The following is a 15,349-nucleotide window of genomic DNA, read 5'->3' on the forward strand; positions in this document are numbered from 1 at the left end:
AAGGTGCGAACCGTTGAACGTCGTAGTGACCGGAGGCGCCGGGTTCATCGGAGCGAACCTGTGCCGTGAACTGACCTCCCGCCCTTCCATCGGCAGGGTCGTCGCCCTGGACGACCTGAGTACCGGGACAGCGGCCAATCTCGCGGGCACGGACGTGGAGCTGGTCGAGGGCAGCATCCTCGACCGCGACTTGCTCGAGGGCGTGGTGGCCGGGGCCGACGCCGTGGTCCATCTGGCCGCGCGGCCGTCCGTGCCGCGTTCCCTGGCGGATCCGTTCGCCAGCCACGAAGTCAACGCCACCGGGACCATGCGCGTCCTCGAAGCGTGCCGCCGCGCAAACACCCACCTGGTCGCCGCGTCCTCGTCGTCGGTGTACGGCTCGGTCGCCGACCTGCCCAAGCACGAGGGCCTGCCGACGCGTCCCCTCAGCCCGTACGCCGCCAGCAAGCTCGCCACCGAGGCCTATGCGCTCGCCTACAGATCGGCTTTCGGCCTTCCGGCCCTCGTTTTCCGCTTCTTCAACGTCTACGGCCCGCTGCAGCCTGCCGGACACGCCTACGCAGCCGTCGTTCCGGCCTTCATCGACGCCGCGCTGCGCGGTCAGCCGCTGACGGTCTTCGGCGACGGCCACCAGACACGCGACTTCACCTACGTCGGCACCGTCGCCCGGGTACTCGCCGACGCCGTCCTGCGGAAGGTCACGAGTACGAGCCCCGTCAACCTGGCCTTCGGCACCCGGATCAGCGTCCTGGAGCTCGCCCATCACCTCGCCAAGACGCTGGAGCTGGCGATCGACATCCGCCACGAGGACCCCCGCCGCGGTGACGCGCGTGACTCGCAGGCCGACGACGGACTGCTCCGCAGTCTCTTCCCGGCTCCCGCGGCGGTTCCGCTGGAGGAAGGGCTGGCCGAGACCGTCCGGTGGTTCCGCTCCCTGCCGGCGTACGCGTAGCGGAGCCGATGTGCGGCGGCCTCGCGGGCGGGAACTCAGTGGTCTCCGCCGCAGGCCGCGTCCGCATGGACTCGGGAGCCAGTCCCCACCGGACCCCGCCCGGCCTGGTCACCCGGATCCGACATCGACCGGGTGAGGCACCTCAGCACGATGAACCAGCCGGCCGTGCTCAGGACCATGAGGCCCAGATTTCCCCATGCCCAGGCCAGTGTCCTGCCCGACGCACCAGCACAGAAGTGGATAACGCCGACCAGCATCCCGAGCTGACAGACGCCCTCGGCGGTGAGGAAAACCAGCCTGACACCGGGGAAGCCCAGAGCCGAGGGCAGAACCTTGGACCAGATCGCCGTGCCACGCAGCGCGGCCCCCGCCAGCATGACCACCGCCGCCGTGGACAGGATCGTGTACTGGGTGCCGTACATCAGGCGGATCAGCAGGCCCAGGAGGAAAACCGCGACCACCACCGCGACGAGTCCGATGGCGCCGACGAGTGCACTGCAGCGGCGGACGTCGCGCATCACCGCCCATCGGCGCCCATGCGCTCCGGCCCGTGCAAGACGCGGGTAGAGCTGTGACGCCACTGGGTTGACGACGCTCCCGAAGAGACGGCCCGGAGCGCCGGCGATTTTCAAGTACGTCACCAGGGTGGGGCCACCGAGCAGTCCGGCCAGAAGGGAGACGCCGCTGTCCGAGGCCAGGGAGACGGATTGGGTCGCCGAACTCTTCACCAGGAAGGGCAACAGGCCTGCCGGCATCGGAGCGGGGCCGTCAGCGGGAAGGCCGCACGCCTGCCTCACCTGCCGCCAGGCGATCACGGTGACGGATACGGTGGAAACCAGGCCGGTGATCACGGTGGCCACCAGGTAGCCGCCCGTGCCGGCCGTCATCAATGCCGTCAGCGTCACCAGGAAGCCGAAGACGGCGAGCGTGACGCGGATCACTCCGAGCCGCTCCAGTCGGTCGGAGATCGCGAAACCGACCGATGCACTGCCCCAGGGCGTGGCCGCTCCTGCCGCCAACACGGCAGGCACGAGCAGCGACAGCCGTTCGGCGGGGATCCATCCTAGGGCCGCGGCGGCCAGCGCCGCCGCCACGCCCAGGACCGTGGCCAGCAGCCCGGCCCCGATGTCCAGCCGGAGAAGCCGGCAGTACAGCCGGGTTCCGTGACCGGGGCCGCGACGTTGTTCCATGGGAACGAACCGCTGCTGCGCGTCCTCGAAGCGCGGATCCCACAGCAGGAACCAGACCGCTGCCATGGCCTGGGTCAGAAGCACCTCCCCCGCCGCAGTGCTGCCGACCAGCCGGACCAATGTGACGGTGGTGGCGAACGAGAGCGCCGCCTCGATCTGGCTTGCGGCGGTGAGCGAGCAGAAGGTCCTCAGATGCCGCTGCCACGGCAGGCGCCTCGCCCAGCGCCTCACCCTCCCAGGGTCGGTCCCGGCACCTGTGGCATCCAGCGGCGCCGCCGTTGGCGGTGTACCTCTCACCTGCTGCTGCACTTCCTCGTCACTCGGAGCGTGTGGCGGGCATCCGTTGCCTCTCTGCCGCAACCGCCCCACCGCCCGTCCGACCTGGCGAGGTCGTCCCGACCTCGGCGGAGCAGGAGGACCCGGTCGGCCCGGATCCTCCCCTGCCCGGAAAGGGCGCGGACGCGCACGGGTCAGAGGATCTCGACACGCTCACCCCGGCAGCGATTGCGCGTGTCGAAAACGTAGGCACCGGCCTCTTGGACGAGCGCGTAGTCGAAGGCATCGTGGTCGGTCGCCACGACGACCACGTCGGCCGCCCGGACCTCCGCCTCGGTGACTTCGACTCGGGTGATCTGCGGGGGAACGAGGTAGGAGTCGGTGTGCGGCTCCGCCACCACCAGCCGGGCGCCGAGAGCGAGCAGCGACCCGGCGATGGCGAGGGCCGGCGACTCACGGATGTCGCCCGTGTTCTTCTTGTAGGCCAGACCGAGTTGCAGTACGCGTGAGCCCTTGACGGATTTACCGCGTTCGTTCAGTCCGCGGGTGATCCGCCAGACGGTATGGGACGGCATGTGGTCGTTGATCTCGTTGGCCAGGGCGATGAATCGGAGGTCCTGTTTCAGCAGCCGCTTGACCTGCCACGACAGATAGGACGGGTCCACCGGCAGACAGTGTCCGCCCACGCCGGGACCGGGGCGGAACGGCATGAAGCCGAACGGCTTGCTGCTGGCGGCCTCGATGGCCTCCCAAATGTCGGCACCCAACTGGCGGGATACCATGGCCATTTCGTTGACCATGGCAATGTTGACGTGCCGGTAGGTATTCTCCAGCAGCTTGGTCAGCTCGGCGGTCCGGCACGAACTCACCGGTACGGTCTGCTCCACGATGTCGCCGTAGAATTTCTCGACGCTGCGCAGGGACGCGGCGTCGATCCCTGAGATCACCTTGGGCGTGTTCTCCAGGTGCCAGTCGGGGTTGCCCGGGTCGATTCGCTCGGGGCTGTAGCCGAGGTGGAAATCCGCTCCGGCCTTCAGTCCGCTACCCGCTTCCAGCAGCGGCAGCAGCAGGCTCTCGGTCGTCCCGGGATACGTGGTGGACTCGAGGACCACGGTGGCGCCGGGTGAGATGTGGGGGGCGATGCTCCGACCGGCGCACTCCACGAAGCTCAGATCGGGGACGCCCTCACGCAGGGGTGTCGGCACGGTGATGACGCATACGTCGAAACCGTCGATCCCGTCGTAGTCGGTGGCGGCACGGAAGTGGCCGCTGTCCGTGATGGCCATGAGGCGTCCGTCGTCGACGCCTTCGATGTAGGAGTCGCAGCCGCCCAGGCGTTTGACACGCAACTCGTCGGTATCCACGCCGACGACGGAATATCCGGCCTCGACCGCCCGGACGGCCAGCGGAAGGCCTACATAGCCCAAGCCTACGACGATCAGGTTGCGCCTGTCGGCGACGCTGCTCTGACGCACCCTCATCACTCCGACTTTTTGAGGAATCGGCATATGCCAAAGTAATTGACGCATACGCGGCAGCTCCGACGCGCACCTTCGGGATGTGTCCGACCGACATCACCCTGATTCCGTAACGGCAGACTCGCCGAGCGTTCCGTCATCACCTGACGAGGTTCCGATCTCCGCTATTCATCGCATAGGTGAACGTTGGCTCGGCACTGTGATCGAGCTCCCCGGAACCGCGACCCGCCCACACCACCCGAACCGGAGTGACGCCGCACATGGATCGTTGTTCGAAGTACCTGGTCACCGGCGGAGCCGGCTTCATCGGCTCCCATCTCGTGGACGCACTGCTGGCCGACGGAAACAGCGTGGTGGTCCTCGACAACCTCACCACCGGACGGCAGGAAAACCTCACCCAGGCGCGGGCGAACCCGCGCTTCCGCTTCGTCCACGGGTCCGTGCTGGATGCGCCGCTCGTCGACGAGCTGGTGCAGGAATGCAAGATTGTCATCCATTTGGCTGCCGCCGTAGGGGTCAAACTCATCGTCGAGCAGCCGCTGAGGTCGTTCATCACGAACACAAAAGGCACCGAGACCGTCATCGAGTCCGCGCAGCGCCACGATCGCAGGATTCTCATCGCCAGCACCTCAGAAATCTACGGGAAGAACTCCTCCGGACCGCTCAGCGAGACCTCCGACCGCATCCTGGGCAGCCCGTCCGTGGCCCGGTGGTCGTACAGCACCGCCAAGGCGGTGGACGAGATCATGGCCTGCCTCTACCACCGCGAGCGCGGGCTGAGGTCGACCGTAGTCCGGTTCTTCAACACCGTGGGACCCCGCCAGAGCCCGGCGTACGGAATGGTCATTCCGCGATTCGCCCGGCAGGCAGTGTTCGGGGAACCCCTCACGATCCATGCGGACGGCAGCCAGAGACGCTGCTTTCTGCATGTCTCCGACGCCGTCGCGGCGCTGCTGCTCCTGCTGGAACATCCCGAGGCGGTGGGAGAGACCTTCAACATCGGCGTGGACGACGAGATCAGCATCCTCGAGCTCGCCAACCGGATCATCGCCGGGACCGGAAGCGTCTCACGGGTGGAACATCTGTCGTACGCCGAGGCATACGGAGCGGACTTCGAGGACATGGAACGACGAGTCCCCGACACCACGAAACTCCGCGCACTGACGGGTTGGCAGCCCCGGCACAGCCTCGCCGACGTGCTCGCGGACGCGATCGCGGACGCCCGTGCCGCATGGCGCGACAACCGATCGGCACACGTGCCGGGCGCCCCGGAGCAACGTCTCCCCGTGACCGACGGGCCCGTTCCCGAAACCGCTCTGGCGGGACGGTGACCGGCATCAGCGCAGTGGTGCCGATGGCGGGAGCAGGCGTCGCGGCCCTGCTGCTCGGAGGGCTGCTGACGGAACCAATGAGGCGCTTCGCCCTGCGGCATGGGATCACCGACCGTCCCAGCGCCCATAAGGCGCACACCAGGCCCACGCCCTATCTCGGCGGTGTCGCCGTCGCGCTCGCCACCCTTGCCGCGGGTACGGCCTTCGCTCTCGCCCGGGGTGTCTTCGACTCGGTTCTCGCAGTGCTGCTCGGCGGCGCGGCAATCGTGTGCGTCCTCGGGCTCGTCGACGATCTGCGCCAGCTGGGCCCAAAGATCCGGCTGTTCGTCGAGACGTCGACCGCCACCCTGGTGGTAGTGGCAGGGGGGCATCCGACCGTCTTCGGCGGCGCGGTCGACGCGGTGCTCGCCGTCCTGTGGATCGTCTTCATCACGAATGCGTTCAACCTGCTTGACAACATGGACGGCGCAGCGTCATCGCTGTGTGTCGTCATCGGCGGATTCGTCTGCCTGACTGCCCTCGCAGGCGATCCAGACGGCTTGGGTGTGGTGATGGCGGCCCTGGCCGGGGCCTGTCTCGGCTTCCTGTTCCACAACAGGAATCCGGCACGGATCTTTCTCGGTGACGCGGGCTCACTCTTCCTCGGCTTCACGCTGGCCTCCGCGATGATGGTGCGCCACGATGACGCCGCCGGCCTGTCCGGACCCGCCAGTCTGTTGCTCGCCACCCTGGTTCCGACGTTGGACACCACGCTGGTGATGCTGTCCCGCTACCGGGAGTCGAGGCCCCTGCTGCAAGGCGGCACGGACCATATCGCCCACAGGCTGCGGCGCATGGGGTTGACGGTGCCGCAGGTCGTCCGGACACTCAGCGCCTTCGCTGTGGTGGGCTGCCTGGCCGCCATGCTGGTGACCTACGGGTTGCTTGCTCCCGGCATCGCCCTCCTCGCCGCCTCCGCCGTGGGGATCGGGACGGTGCGGCTGCTGCTCAAAGTCCCCGCTGTGGCAACCGCTTCGCCGCGCGTCACGGTCCCGGCCGGGGCCCTGGCCGACGGGGGCGCTCGTACAGCACTCCGGTTGAGGCACAGCAGTGGGTCCGGACGCCGCCACAGGGCGGTCCGGCCGATGGCTGTGCCGCATTCACGGGAAGCACGGAGGGCCACCGCTCTGTCCCCGCCAGCGGGCACTCCGGTCGCACCACAGTGATGTCGTAGAAGAGGCGGCATTCGGGTGATGCTTCCGCGAAAACGCGCGACCGGGCCAAGGCCTCGTGTTCGGTGCCACTCAGCACCTATGGTGCTGACGCGCGACGGCGCAAGGCCTTGTCGGCATCGGAAGGCGGCTCGATGACCATGACGCGTATCTGCGAAGTGATCAAGACCCTCGACGTCGGCGGTGCCGAGGTCCTTCTGGTCGAACGCCTGCGCAGGGCGCCCCGGTCCGACCGTGACTACACCGTCGTCTTCCTCCAAGCGGAGACGGAGGAACTGGTGGATGCACTCCGGGACTGCGGAGTGACACTCGTCGATCTCCGGTCCTGTCCGCGGAGGCTGCGCTACCTCGGGCTGCTCCGTGCTGTGAGGCGCCTGGCTCCGGATGTGGTCAATGTTCACTCCCCGTTGCCCGCCGCGGTGCTGCGCCCTGCCCTGCACCTGATGCGCCCGCGCCCGGCACTGATCTCGACGGTGCACTATGTGCGGTGTCACCCCCTGACGAGGCTGCTCGAAGGGCCGACGCGGCGCCTTGACGATCTGACGGTGGCCGTCTCACCACAGGTGGCCGCCTCCGGATCCGTACGGGGCGCTCGCCAGGTCCGTACGCGCATCCACGGGGTGGACGTGGCCGCGCAGCGCGGCTGGGCGCAACGAGCGGACCAGGTGCGGCAGGAGTTCGGGATCCCGGCGGAGGCCTTCGTGCTGGCTTTCGTGGCCAACTTCCGTCCGGTTAAGAACCACGCGCTGCTGGTCGAAGCAGCCGCTCTGGTACTCGAGCGGCGTCCTGACGCGCTGTTCGTCCTGGCCGGGGACGGCCCTTTGCGCGAGCAGGTGCTCGCGGACGTCCGCCGACGCGGGCTACAGGACCGGATGCTGTATCTGGGACGGATTCAGCAGGCTGGCCGGCTGGTGGCGGCTGCCGACATCCTGGTTCTGGCATCCCACTACGAAGCGATGCCCGTGGTGGTCATGGAGGCACTGGCATCCGCTGTGCCGGTGGTGGCCACCAGGGTAGGGGGAATCCCCGACCTGGTCCGCGACGGCGACAACGGCATCCTCGTCCAGCCCGGTTCAACACAACGGCTGGCGGAAGGCATCCTGCGCGCCATGCGGCCCGAGATTCATTCCGCGCTCGCCGCCCGAGCGCTCGCCGACACCACCTCGGTGGACGTTGCCTCCACCGCCGCATGGTTCGACAACGTCTACGCCACCTTGGCGAGCGGAGCCCGGGAAAGCCGAAGAGACGCCGTCCCGGGAGGAGCACAGGTCCGCTGACTTCTCCGCGTCCTCACCGCTGCCTTCTGTGGTGCCCGGCGTCAGTCGCCGCACGCCGGGTAGGGCTCCACATGAGCCCGCAGCGGCGTGACCAGCGGCTGGCGCCACAGCACGGGCGCATGGTCGCTGACCGGCTCCAAGAGCTGGAGCGTCAGGGTACGGGCGCGCTGCGCGGGCAGTTCCAGGTCCAGCGTGTAGACCGGGTGTCGGAGTTCCTCGCCGATGCCCACCAAGGCGGTCCGGCCGTCGAGGGCCGCACCGGTGAGCTGTGCGCCCGTGCTGGCGTAGTAGGAAACCAGCACCCGGTTGTCTCCCGGCTGGATGGGGTACGCCGGCTTGTCGCCTCGCTGGGTGACGTAGGGAGGAAGCCCCGACCTCGGCGCCCGGTTGGTGAGAGTGATCCGCGCGGTGACGAGCCGACCTTGCGGCGTACAGCGGCCCGGAACCCAGCTCAGCTCTCGCTCCAGGTAGTAATCCAGCTTCCCGCCCGCAGCGTTGTTGACGACGAGTCCGGCGAAGGGACCGGTCTCCTGGGGGAACGTGCCGCTCAACGGACGGGTGGACAGCAGACGTTGCTCGTTCTCCCGGGCGCTCCACACCTTCAGCCGTCCTGTCGCCGCGTCACCGTACGCCGCCTTGAGCAGTCCCGGAATCCGTCGCGGATCGTGGAAGGCGTCCACCAGGGTGGTGACTGCCGTGCGCGCCACCCCGAGGAGGAACGCCTTGCGCATCGCGTCGTCGGAGTAGCGTGCGTAGCCCGTGCGCTCCGTGAGGTCCAGCATGTTGTCGCCGGTGAGCGCCGCGCCGTCGGGCAGACGTCCCGGGCCCGCCACTCGCAGCAATCGGCCCAGGGTGGTGGGGTCCAGGGCGATGACCCCGTCCACCCTCTTGCCGCTGCGCTGGCGCCAGGTTGCCGCCCAGATACGGGCGGCGTAGGGGAAATGCGGGCTGAGATTGGAGTTGGCCCAGAAGCGGGTGGGCTCGTACCGGGCATAGCGGGCGGTGTATTCGGATCCCAGATCGACCGCAGGACTGCCACCCGTCACCCCGTCGTCATTGTCGAAGGTCTCGAAGTGCAGTTGTCCCCGTTCTGCGGTGAGCACGGCGAAGGCCCCCGGCATGCCACCGGTGCCGCGGGCTTCCGCCGTGTTCTGGACGCCGACGAAATACCGTCGAGGACCCTGTTCCCCCAGCATCGCTGGCAGCACACGGGCGGCCACAGCGGCATCAGACGTGACGGGGGCGATCCGGTCGAGCAACCCCAACAGTTGCATGCGTGCGTGGTCGGCCGCTGGCAGCCAGGTGGTACGGGGAAGACGGCCGGCCTCCGCGCGCGTCTCGGCGACCACCCGCGCCGCCCGTTCGAGAGCCGGAGCGTTGCCGCCGAAGACGGACAGCAGGGCTCCCCTCCCGCCCTCACTGGAGTCATCGGCGAGTTCGGGAGCGATGCGCACGAACGGCGGAAGTACGTCGTGAGTCAGCCGGTCGGCGGCGCTCGCCGCGCCGCGAACCGTTTCCGCGGGTCGGCCGAAGAACGGCACCTGCGCGAAGAGATACCAGGCGGGTCCGGTGGTCAGGCGATGCGCCCGGGCGGCGTGCACCGCCGCAGAACTCATCGCAGCCCCCGAGGCAGCGTTCCCCGTCGTATCCACGACCGAGTGCCGCAGCGTATCCAGCGACCGCTGAGCCGCCAGCAACTCCGTCCGGGCAAGCAGACCGGTGACCACGATCCAACCCGCTAGGGCAAGACACAGGACGGCGACGGCCGACAGCACGTGCCGGGCACGAGGTCGTGGGACTCGGCAACGCGCCGGCTCCGTCCCTGAAGACCGCCCCGTGTTTTCGATGAACTTGAGACGCTCACGCAGGTGTCGCAGCCGCACGGAGAACTCGGTGATCAATGGTTTTCGAGCCACGAGGCTGCTCCACCCGTACCGCCTCCGGGTGGGACCACTCCTGTCGCCCCGCGAAGAGTGTGGCCGGGCCAGTCGCCCAGACGAGGGGACACAGCGACGGCAGCGACGGCAGCGGAGGCTGTGCCGGCCGCCCGCGCGCCACGCCACATCGACAACGTCGCCAAATTCTCCACGCTCCTGACATGAGTCCAGGCCCGAACGGGCGGGGCAAAGTGGCTCTACACACGCATATATGTCGCCGGGTAGCGTCCGATAACGCCATTGCATACCCAAATCACGGGATGGCCCAATAAGTCATTCTTACTCTGCTGGCCGCGCGTGCCGCCCATAGCCCCGCTACGCGCAGGACGCACCACTTCCGAGCCGGGTTCGGCCCGCACGCCGTCGCGGTGACCGACACGATCCTCGCCTACACCGACACCGTCCTGCGCGGGCGCCGGGAGTACCTGACCGACTGGCAGGTGGAGGTCAACCACGCCATCAAGGAGACTGGCCTGAGCTTCAACACCGACGCCGTCCTCGCCGTGCCCACCAAGACCAGCGAGGTCCGCCTCTTCGAACTCGACAACGGCACCATGTCCCAGGCCCGCCTCGCACGTGAGGTCTGGGACTACGAGCGCTACGCCGGGCACCGCGCCTGGGAAGGAGCCCGCGGCACCATCGGCGGGACGTACCCGTTCTGGCAGCGCCACCGCTACACCCGCTCGAAGACCTTCCCGCGGCTGCACGTCGTCCTGGCGGGCAGGGCGGAGCACCTCCTCGACAACCGCCTCCAGGCGCTCACGGCCGCCGTGCAGGGCATCACCATCGCGGTGTTCTAGCGGCCCGTGGCGTCGCCGGACACCAGCCGTGCGGCCTCGATCTCGGCCCAGACGGCTTTTCCGCCCGCGTGGACATCGGCTCCCCAGCGGTCGGACAGCCGCTCCACTATGTGGAGGCCGTGGCCGCCGGGGATGCCTCGCCGGGGTGCAGGATCGCGCCGGGGGAGCGCCGTCGTGCCGTCGTACACCTCGATGCGCAGGACCTTCCCGCTCATGAGGACCAGCTCGTGACAGCCGCCCGCGTGCAGTGACGCGTTGGTCAGCAGCTCGGACACCAGGAGCAGGGTGTCCTCGGCGGTCTCGGTCCTGTCCCAGCCCCAGTCCCTCAGGGCCTGGCGCGTGAAGTCGCGCCCCTTGGCCACGGAACCGCGGACGCCCGTCAGGGCGAGCCGGCGGCGCTGCCCCGCGGCGGGAAGGCCGACACCCACAGGATCACCCGTTTCCGCTCCGACCGTCTCCACTGAGCTCTCTCACCCCCGCGTTGGCACTGGTCTCTGTCACAGGCGTATGCCCGGCGCAGCCACGATCGATGTACGACACAGTCCACATACCGCAGGTGTCCCGTGGTCGCCCTGGCGGGCGCGTGACATTGTAGGCGACAGTCGCCCTCAGGGCGTGGCCACGTGCAGCCGCAGCGTCAGGCCGCTCTCCGTGGCACGGACCTCCACCAGGTCACAGAGCTGGTGGATCATCCACAGACCGCGGCCGCCGTGGGCCGAGGCGAGGGAGGGACGGCGGCGCCCCGCCAGCGGGTCGGCCAGCCGGCCGTCGTCGTGGATCTCGGCGACGACACCCGCCGCAGGCCCGTCGACGGTCCACAGGCGCAGCGTGCCCTTACCGCCACCGTGCGAGATTGAGTTGGCCGCCGCCTCGCTGATCGCCATGATCAGGTCGCCGCGCCGCGCCGAGGAAAGGCCGGTACCGCGTCCCCAGCCCTCGGCGTACTCGCGTACCTCGGCCAGCCCGCCGTGGGCGTAGGCGAGCCGGGCCACCGCACCGTCGGGCTCGGGCAGCGGGCGGTCCAGGTCGGCCGAGAGCCCCGAGAGCCCGGTGTGGCCCGGGCTCGGCAGGTCCCGGCCCCCCTCTATGAGCGTGGGATGCGTGCGCCGGGCGTCCCGCACCACGTCGGGCGCCAGCCCGACGACGTCGTACGGGCACAGGACGGTCGCGGGGCGGCCGGCGAAGGCACTGTTGATGAGGGCCTCGTGGCGGGTGGCCTCCAGCACCTCGGCGGGGGAGCGGCCCGGCCAGATCGGCTCGCCGACGATCCGCGCCGGCCGGTTCGGGTCCCGGTCGGCGAAATCCTGCAGGGCGGCCAGGATGCGCCCGGGGTTGCGGCCCAGTTCCGTCATGTCCGTCCAGGTGATCCCGGAACCGTCGACGGCGAGGCTCTCGCGCAGGGCGTCCAGGTGCGGGCCGGGTACGGCGACGAGCACCGGCTCGTCGGCCGCGAGGGCGGCGCGTACGAAGCCGCCCACTCCCGTCACGTACTCGTCCAGGTCCCGGTAGAAGAGCGCGGGATGGACGAAGGCCCCCGGCCCGGCGGGCGCAGGAACAGTGATCATGCTGCGACCTCCAGCGCGGCGCACTCGTCCGGGAACATCTCCACTACCTTGCGCAGCGAGTACGGCGGGTCGTGGAGCAACAGGCGCCGCCCCTGCCCGCTCAGGGCCGCCGACGCCCGTACGAGTTCCGCGACCGAGGCCGCGTCGAAGAAGCGCACGGTGGAGAGATCGAGGTGGACGACGGCGCCGGGCATGCCGGCCACGACGCCGAGGGCGCTGGACAGGGCCTGCCGGGTGTCGAGGTCGCAGCTGCCGCTCAGGCGCGCGCCGGGGCGGCCCTGCAGCGGCAGGGCGGTCAGCGGCGCCCTCGCGCCCGGACTCTGCGTCATCGTGCACGCCTACCCCGTGAGCATGCCGGCGCGCAGGCGTGCCAGGGTCCGGGACAGCAGGCGGGAGACCTGCATCTGCGAGATGCCCAGTTCGGCGCCGATCTCGGCCTGGGTCTTGTCCTGGCCGAAGCGCATCTGCAGGATGCGCCGGTCGCGCTCGTCGAGTTCCTCCAGCAGGGGCGCGAGGGTGTGGAACTCCTCGAAGAGCTCCATGGCGGGATCGACCTCGCCGAGGCGCTCCGCCAGCGGCCGGGTGGTCCCGTTCGGCGTGGACGGCGCGTCGCCGTCGGCGCCGGAAGCGTCGAGGGAACCGCTCGTGTAGCCGTTCGCGGCCACCAGCCCGTCGATGACCTCCTCCTCGGACAGCTCCAGGTGCTGGGCGACCTCCTTGACCGTCGGCGCCCGGCCCAGGACGTCGGTCAGGGCCTCCTGGGCCTTGGCGAGTTCCGTTCGCAGCTCCTGCAGGCGGCGGGGGACGTGCACCGCCCAGGTGGTGTCACGGAAGTACCGCTTGATCTCGCCCGTGATGTACGGCAGGGCGAGCGTGGAGAACTCGACCTCGCGGTCGAGGTCGTAGCGGTCGATGGCCTTGATGAGGCCGATGGTGCCCACCTGGATGATGTCGTCCATGTCGAGGCCACCGCCGAGCACCCGGGCCCGGAAGCGCCGCGCGGCGAACTGCACGAGCGAGAGGTTCATCTCGATCAGGGTGTTGCGCGTGTACTGGTACTCGTGCGTGCCCTCCTCCAGCGACTGCAGACGCCGGAAGAAGTGCCGGGACAGCTCACGAGCGTCGGCGGGTGACATCTCGCGGGCGTTCTCCACCCGCGACAGTTCCTCGTCCCGCGCCGGTGCTCCGGGGTCCTCCAGTTCATGAACGGGGACGTGCACGTCGGTGGTACGAACGGGGCCTACAACGGTGGCCGAGCGCGACATGGTGGCCGCTCCCTCCCGATTGACTGCGGCTGCCGAGGCGCTTGTGCCCCGTCTTTCTGATTCCACACACATCAATCGCAGAGTTTTTTTCCCGGCGTCGCGGACCGTGCGCCCGTTGGGGGCGCCGGACGACCCGGGGGCGCGGCGGCGCCGCCGTGAGCAGGCATACTCCCTTGACGAGATGAACAGGCGGCGATCCGTGGAGGCGGAGATGAGCGGATTCGGGGACGCGAACCAGCCAGGAGCGGTGGGGGAGGGCTACCCGGCGGGCGACGGCTGGGTGGTGTCGGCCCACGGGGAACTGGACCAGGACACGCTCGACCCGCTGGAAGAGGCTCTCACCGCGGCCGCCGGCCGGCATCCGCTGGTGGTCCTGGACGCCGGGTCCATCACCTTCGGGGACTCCTCGTTCCTGAACCTGCTCCTGCGGCTGCACCACATCACCGCGCTGCGCATCGCCGCCCCGGGCGAGCAACTGCGCCGGCTCTTCGCCGTGACCGGCGCCGACACGGTCCTGTCCCTGCACGCGACCGTCGAGGACGCCGTCGCGGCGTGAACCGGCTCCACGCGGTCTCCCTGAGCACGGGTCAGTCTCCGCGCGGCTCGGCCGCGTGCGGGTCCGGCCCGCCGCCGGGCCGGAAGCAGGCGGTGATCGACTTGCCGCCGTGGCACGCGTGCACGTCCAGGGAGTCGGCCAGCGCGGTGACGATGCCCAGCCCGCGGCCGGAGGTGGCGCTCGCGTCGCCCTCGGGTGTCCGGGTACGGGGAAGCCGCGGATCGGAGTCGGCGACGCTGACGTGGAGGCAGCGGCCGTCCCAGGTCAGTACCAGGTGCGCGGTGCCGACGGCGTGCAGGTGGGCGTTGGTGACGAGTTCGGAGACACAGAGCAGCACGGAGTGCACCGTGTCGGCCGCCGATGCGTTCCACGGCAGGGACGCCAGGTGCTCGGCGGTCCACTGCCGCGCCGCCCGGACGCCCTCCGAGATCGGGAACGAACGCGCCCAGCCCACCGCTTTGACCGCCAATGTCCTCACCCCTTTTCTGCCGTTGCGCCGTCCATTACCGGTTCGTCTACCCGGAGCCCGCCGTCGCATCCGAAGATTTCCGAAGCACCCTGGCAGGAACGTGAGTTCGGGCCCGAGAGGGTGGGGGTCCCGGCAAGTCCCCTTCCCCCGGATTCCGGATGCGTCGGCCGCCGGAGTGATCGACCGTGCTCCATCGCCCCTCCGGCGGCGTTAGCCTTCACCGGAACCGGTGCTGCGGTTGGGACGGATCGCGCTGGAATCGGGCGCTCCGGCATGCCCTGGCTCCATGGTGCTGTCCTCATCCGCGTGTCGGCGCGGTTGGTATCGAGAGTGAGGGTGACGGATGGCCGAGCGGGCGGGCGCGGATCCACTGGGTGGCGCTCCGGCGTTGCCGGGTGACGGCGGGATCGGCGAGTCGGAGCTGCGCCGGTTGCTGGCCGGGCTGACCGCCGTTCGGGACGGGGACTTCCGCACCCGGCTGCCCGACGGGGCGGACGGGCTGCTCGGGGAGATCGCCACCGTCTTCAACGGGATGGTGAACCAACTGTCGCTGTTCACCTCCGAGGTGACGAGGGTCGCCCGCGAGGTGGGCACCGAGGGGACCCTGGGCGGGCAGGCCGACGTACCAGGCGTCGGGGGTGCCTGGCTGGACCTTACGGATTCGGTCAATTTCATGGCCGGAAACCTCACCGCCCAGGTGCGTTCCATCGCGCAGGTCGCGACGGCCGTGGCCAAGGGTGACCTCTCCCAGAAGATCACCGTCACCGCTCGCGGAGAGATCCTGGAGCTGAAGGAGACCATCAACACGATGGTCGACCAGCTCTCCGGGTTCGCCGGGGAGGTCACCCGGGTGGCCCGCGAGGTCGGCACCGAGGGCAGACTCGGCGGCCAGGCGGACGTCAAGGGTGTCTCCGGTACGTGGAAGGACCTGACGGAATCGGTCAACGTCATGGCCGACAATCTGACCGCGCAGGTTCGTTCGATCGCCGAGGTCACCACCGCCGTGGCCCAGGGTGATCTGACGCAGAAGATCCGGGTGGAT

At 69.4% G+C, this 15,349-nt stretch carries 15 protein-coding genes; 7 read left to right on the forward strand and 8 right to left on the reverse strand.

Annotated features, from left to right (window positions below):
- Nucleotides 1-13: 13 nt before the first annotated feature.
- A complete protein-coding gene (locus AB0F82_RS35815; RefSeq protein WP_362635335.1) occupies nucleotides 14-952 on the forward strand; it encodes an NAD-dependent epimerase/dehydratase family protein in 939 nt (312 codons plus the stop codon).
- Nucleotides 953-987: 35 nt separating this feature from the next.
- Here AB0F82_RS35815 and AB0F82_RS35820 read toward each other — a convergent pair whose 3' ends face one another.
- Together AB0F82_RS35820 and AB0F82_RS35825 are read right to left on the reverse strand one after the other, a co-directional pair.
- Nucleotides 988-2,373, reverse strand: a complete 1,386-nt coding sequence (locus AB0F82_RS35820) for a lipopolysaccharide biosynthesis protein (RefSeq protein ID WP_362635337.1) — start codon at nucleotides 2,371-2,373, stop codon at nucleotides 988-990.
- A gap of 239 nt (nucleotides 2,374-2,612) precedes the next feature.
- Entirely contained in the window at nucleotides 2,613-3,899 is a 1,287-nt protein-coding gene (locus tag AB0F82_RS35825) for a nucleotide sugar dehydrogenase (protein WP_436842252.1), read from the reverse strand.
- Nucleotides 3,900-4,156: 257 nt separating this feature from the next.
- Here AB0F82_RS35825 and AB0F82_RS35830 point away from each other — a divergent pair, with 257 nt between their 5' ends.
- The 3 genes from AB0F82_RS35830 (at nucleotide 4,157) to AB0F82_RS35840 (ending at nucleotide 7,715) form a co-directional block, all read left to right on the forward strand.
- On the forward strand, nucleotides 4,157-5,227 hold the full coding sequence (locus AB0F82_RS35830) for an NAD-dependent epimerase/dehydratase family protein (RefSeq protein WP_362635343.1): 1,071 nt from the start codon (nucleotides 4,157-4,159) through the stop codon (nucleotides 5,225-5,227).
- Nucleotides 5,224-6,432 (forward strand): MraY family glycosyltransferase, encoded by a 1,209-nt coding sequence (locus AB0F82_RS35835; protein WP_362635346.1) that lies wholly within the window; start codon nucleotides 5,224-5,226, stop codon nucleotides 6,430-6,432. Before AB0F82_RS35830 ends, AB0F82_RS35835 begins: the two co-directional genes overlap by 4 nt.
- A 140-nt stretch (nucleotides 6,433-6,572) precedes the next feature.
- Entirely contained in the window at nucleotides 6,573-7,715 is a 1,143-nt protein-coding gene (locus AB0F82_RS35840; RefSeq protein WP_362635349.1) for a glycosyltransferase, read from the forward strand.
- Between the two features lie 41 nt (nucleotides 7,716-7,756).
- On the opposite strand, the gene AB0F82_RS35845 is transcribed toward AB0F82_RS35840, so the two are convergent.
- Nucleotides 7,757-9,442 (reverse strand): DUF4012 domain-containing protein, encoded by a 1,686-nt coding sequence (locus AB0F82_RS35845; RefSeq protein ID WP_362635352.1) that lies wholly within the window; start codon nucleotides 9,440-9,442, stop codon nucleotides 7,757-7,759.
- A gap of 497 nt (nucleotides 9,443-9,939) precedes the next feature.
- Here AB0F82_RS35845 and AB0F82_RS35850 point away from each other — a divergent pair, with 497 nt between their 5' ends.
- On the forward strand, nucleotides 9,940-10,452 hold the full coding sequence (locus AB0F82_RS35850; RefSeq protein WP_362635373.1) for a replication-relaxation family protein: 513 nt from the start codon (nucleotides 9,940-9,942) through the stop codon (nucleotides 10,450-10,452).
- On the opposite strand, the gene AB0F82_RS35855 is transcribed toward AB0F82_RS35850, so the two are convergent.
- The 4 genes from AB0F82_RS35855 to AB0F82_RS35870 all read right to left on the reverse strand — a co-directional run bounded on the left by AB0F82_RS35855 (nucleotide 10,449) and on the right by AB0F82_RS35870 (nucleotide 13,282).
- Nucleotides 10,449-10,880: an ATP-binding protein gene (locus AB0F82_RS35855; protein WP_362635354.1), complete on the reverse strand. Its 432-nt coding sequence runs from the start codon at nucleotides 10,878-10,880 to the stop codon at nucleotides 10,449-10,451. The genes AB0F82_RS35850 and AB0F82_RS35855 overlap by 4 nt on opposite strands.
- Before the next feature lie 180 nt (nucleotides 10,881-11,060).
- The gene (locus AB0F82_RS35860; protein WP_362635357.1) at nucleotides 11,061-12,017 is read right to left on the reverse strand and encodes a sensor histidine kinase; all 957 of its coding nucleotides are present in this window, start codon (nucleotides 12,015-12,017) and stop codon (nucleotides 11,061-11,063) included.
- On the reverse strand, nucleotides 12,014-12,346 hold the full coding sequence (locus AB0F82_RS35865; RefSeq protein WP_362635360.1) for an STAS domain-containing protein: 333 nt from the start codon (nucleotides 12,344-12,346) through the stop codon (nucleotides 12,014-12,016). Before AB0F82_RS35865 ends, AB0F82_RS35860 begins: the two co-directional genes overlap by 4 nt.
- Nucleotides 12,347-12,355: 9 nt before the next feature.
- On the reverse strand, nucleotides 12,356-13,282 hold the full coding sequence (locus AB0F82_RS35870; protein WP_436842253.1) for a SigB/SigF/SigG family RNA polymerase sigma factor: 927 nt from the start codon (nucleotides 13,280-13,282) through the stop codon (nucleotides 12,356-12,358).
- A gap of 211 nt (nucleotides 13,283-13,493) precedes the next feature.
- Between AB0F82_RS35870 and AB0F82_RS35875 the strand changes: the two genes are divergently transcribed.
- Complete coding sequence (locus tag AB0F82_RS35875) at nucleotides 13,494-13,838, forward strand: STAS domain-containing protein (protein ID WP_362635362.1); 345 nt, start codon at nucleotides 13,494-13,496, stop codon at nucleotides 13,836-13,838.
- A gap of 31 nt (nucleotides 13,839-13,869) precedes the next feature.
- Here the strand turns inward: AB0F82_RS35875 and AB0F82_RS35880 are convergent, their stop codons facing one another.
- Entirely contained in the window at nucleotides 13,870-14,307 is a 438-nt protein-coding gene (locus AB0F82_RS35880; RefSeq protein ID WP_362635365.1) for an ATP-binding protein, read from the reverse strand.
- Nucleotides 14,308-14,650: 343 nt separating this feature from the next.
- On the opposite strand from AB0F82_RS35880, the gene AB0F82_RS35885 reads away from it, so the two are divergent.
- A partial coding sequence (locus AB0F82_RS35885; protein ID WP_362635367.1) for a HAMP domain-containing protein occupies nucleotides 14,651-15,349 on the forward strand: 699 nt, incomplete at its 3' end.

The sequence above is a fragment of the Streptomyces virginiae genome (assembly GCF_040638905.1).
In the GTDB taxonomy this organism is placed as follows: domain Bacteria; phylum Actinomycetota; class Actinomycetes; order Streptomycetales; family Streptomycetaceae; genus Streptomyces; species Streptomyces virginiae_B.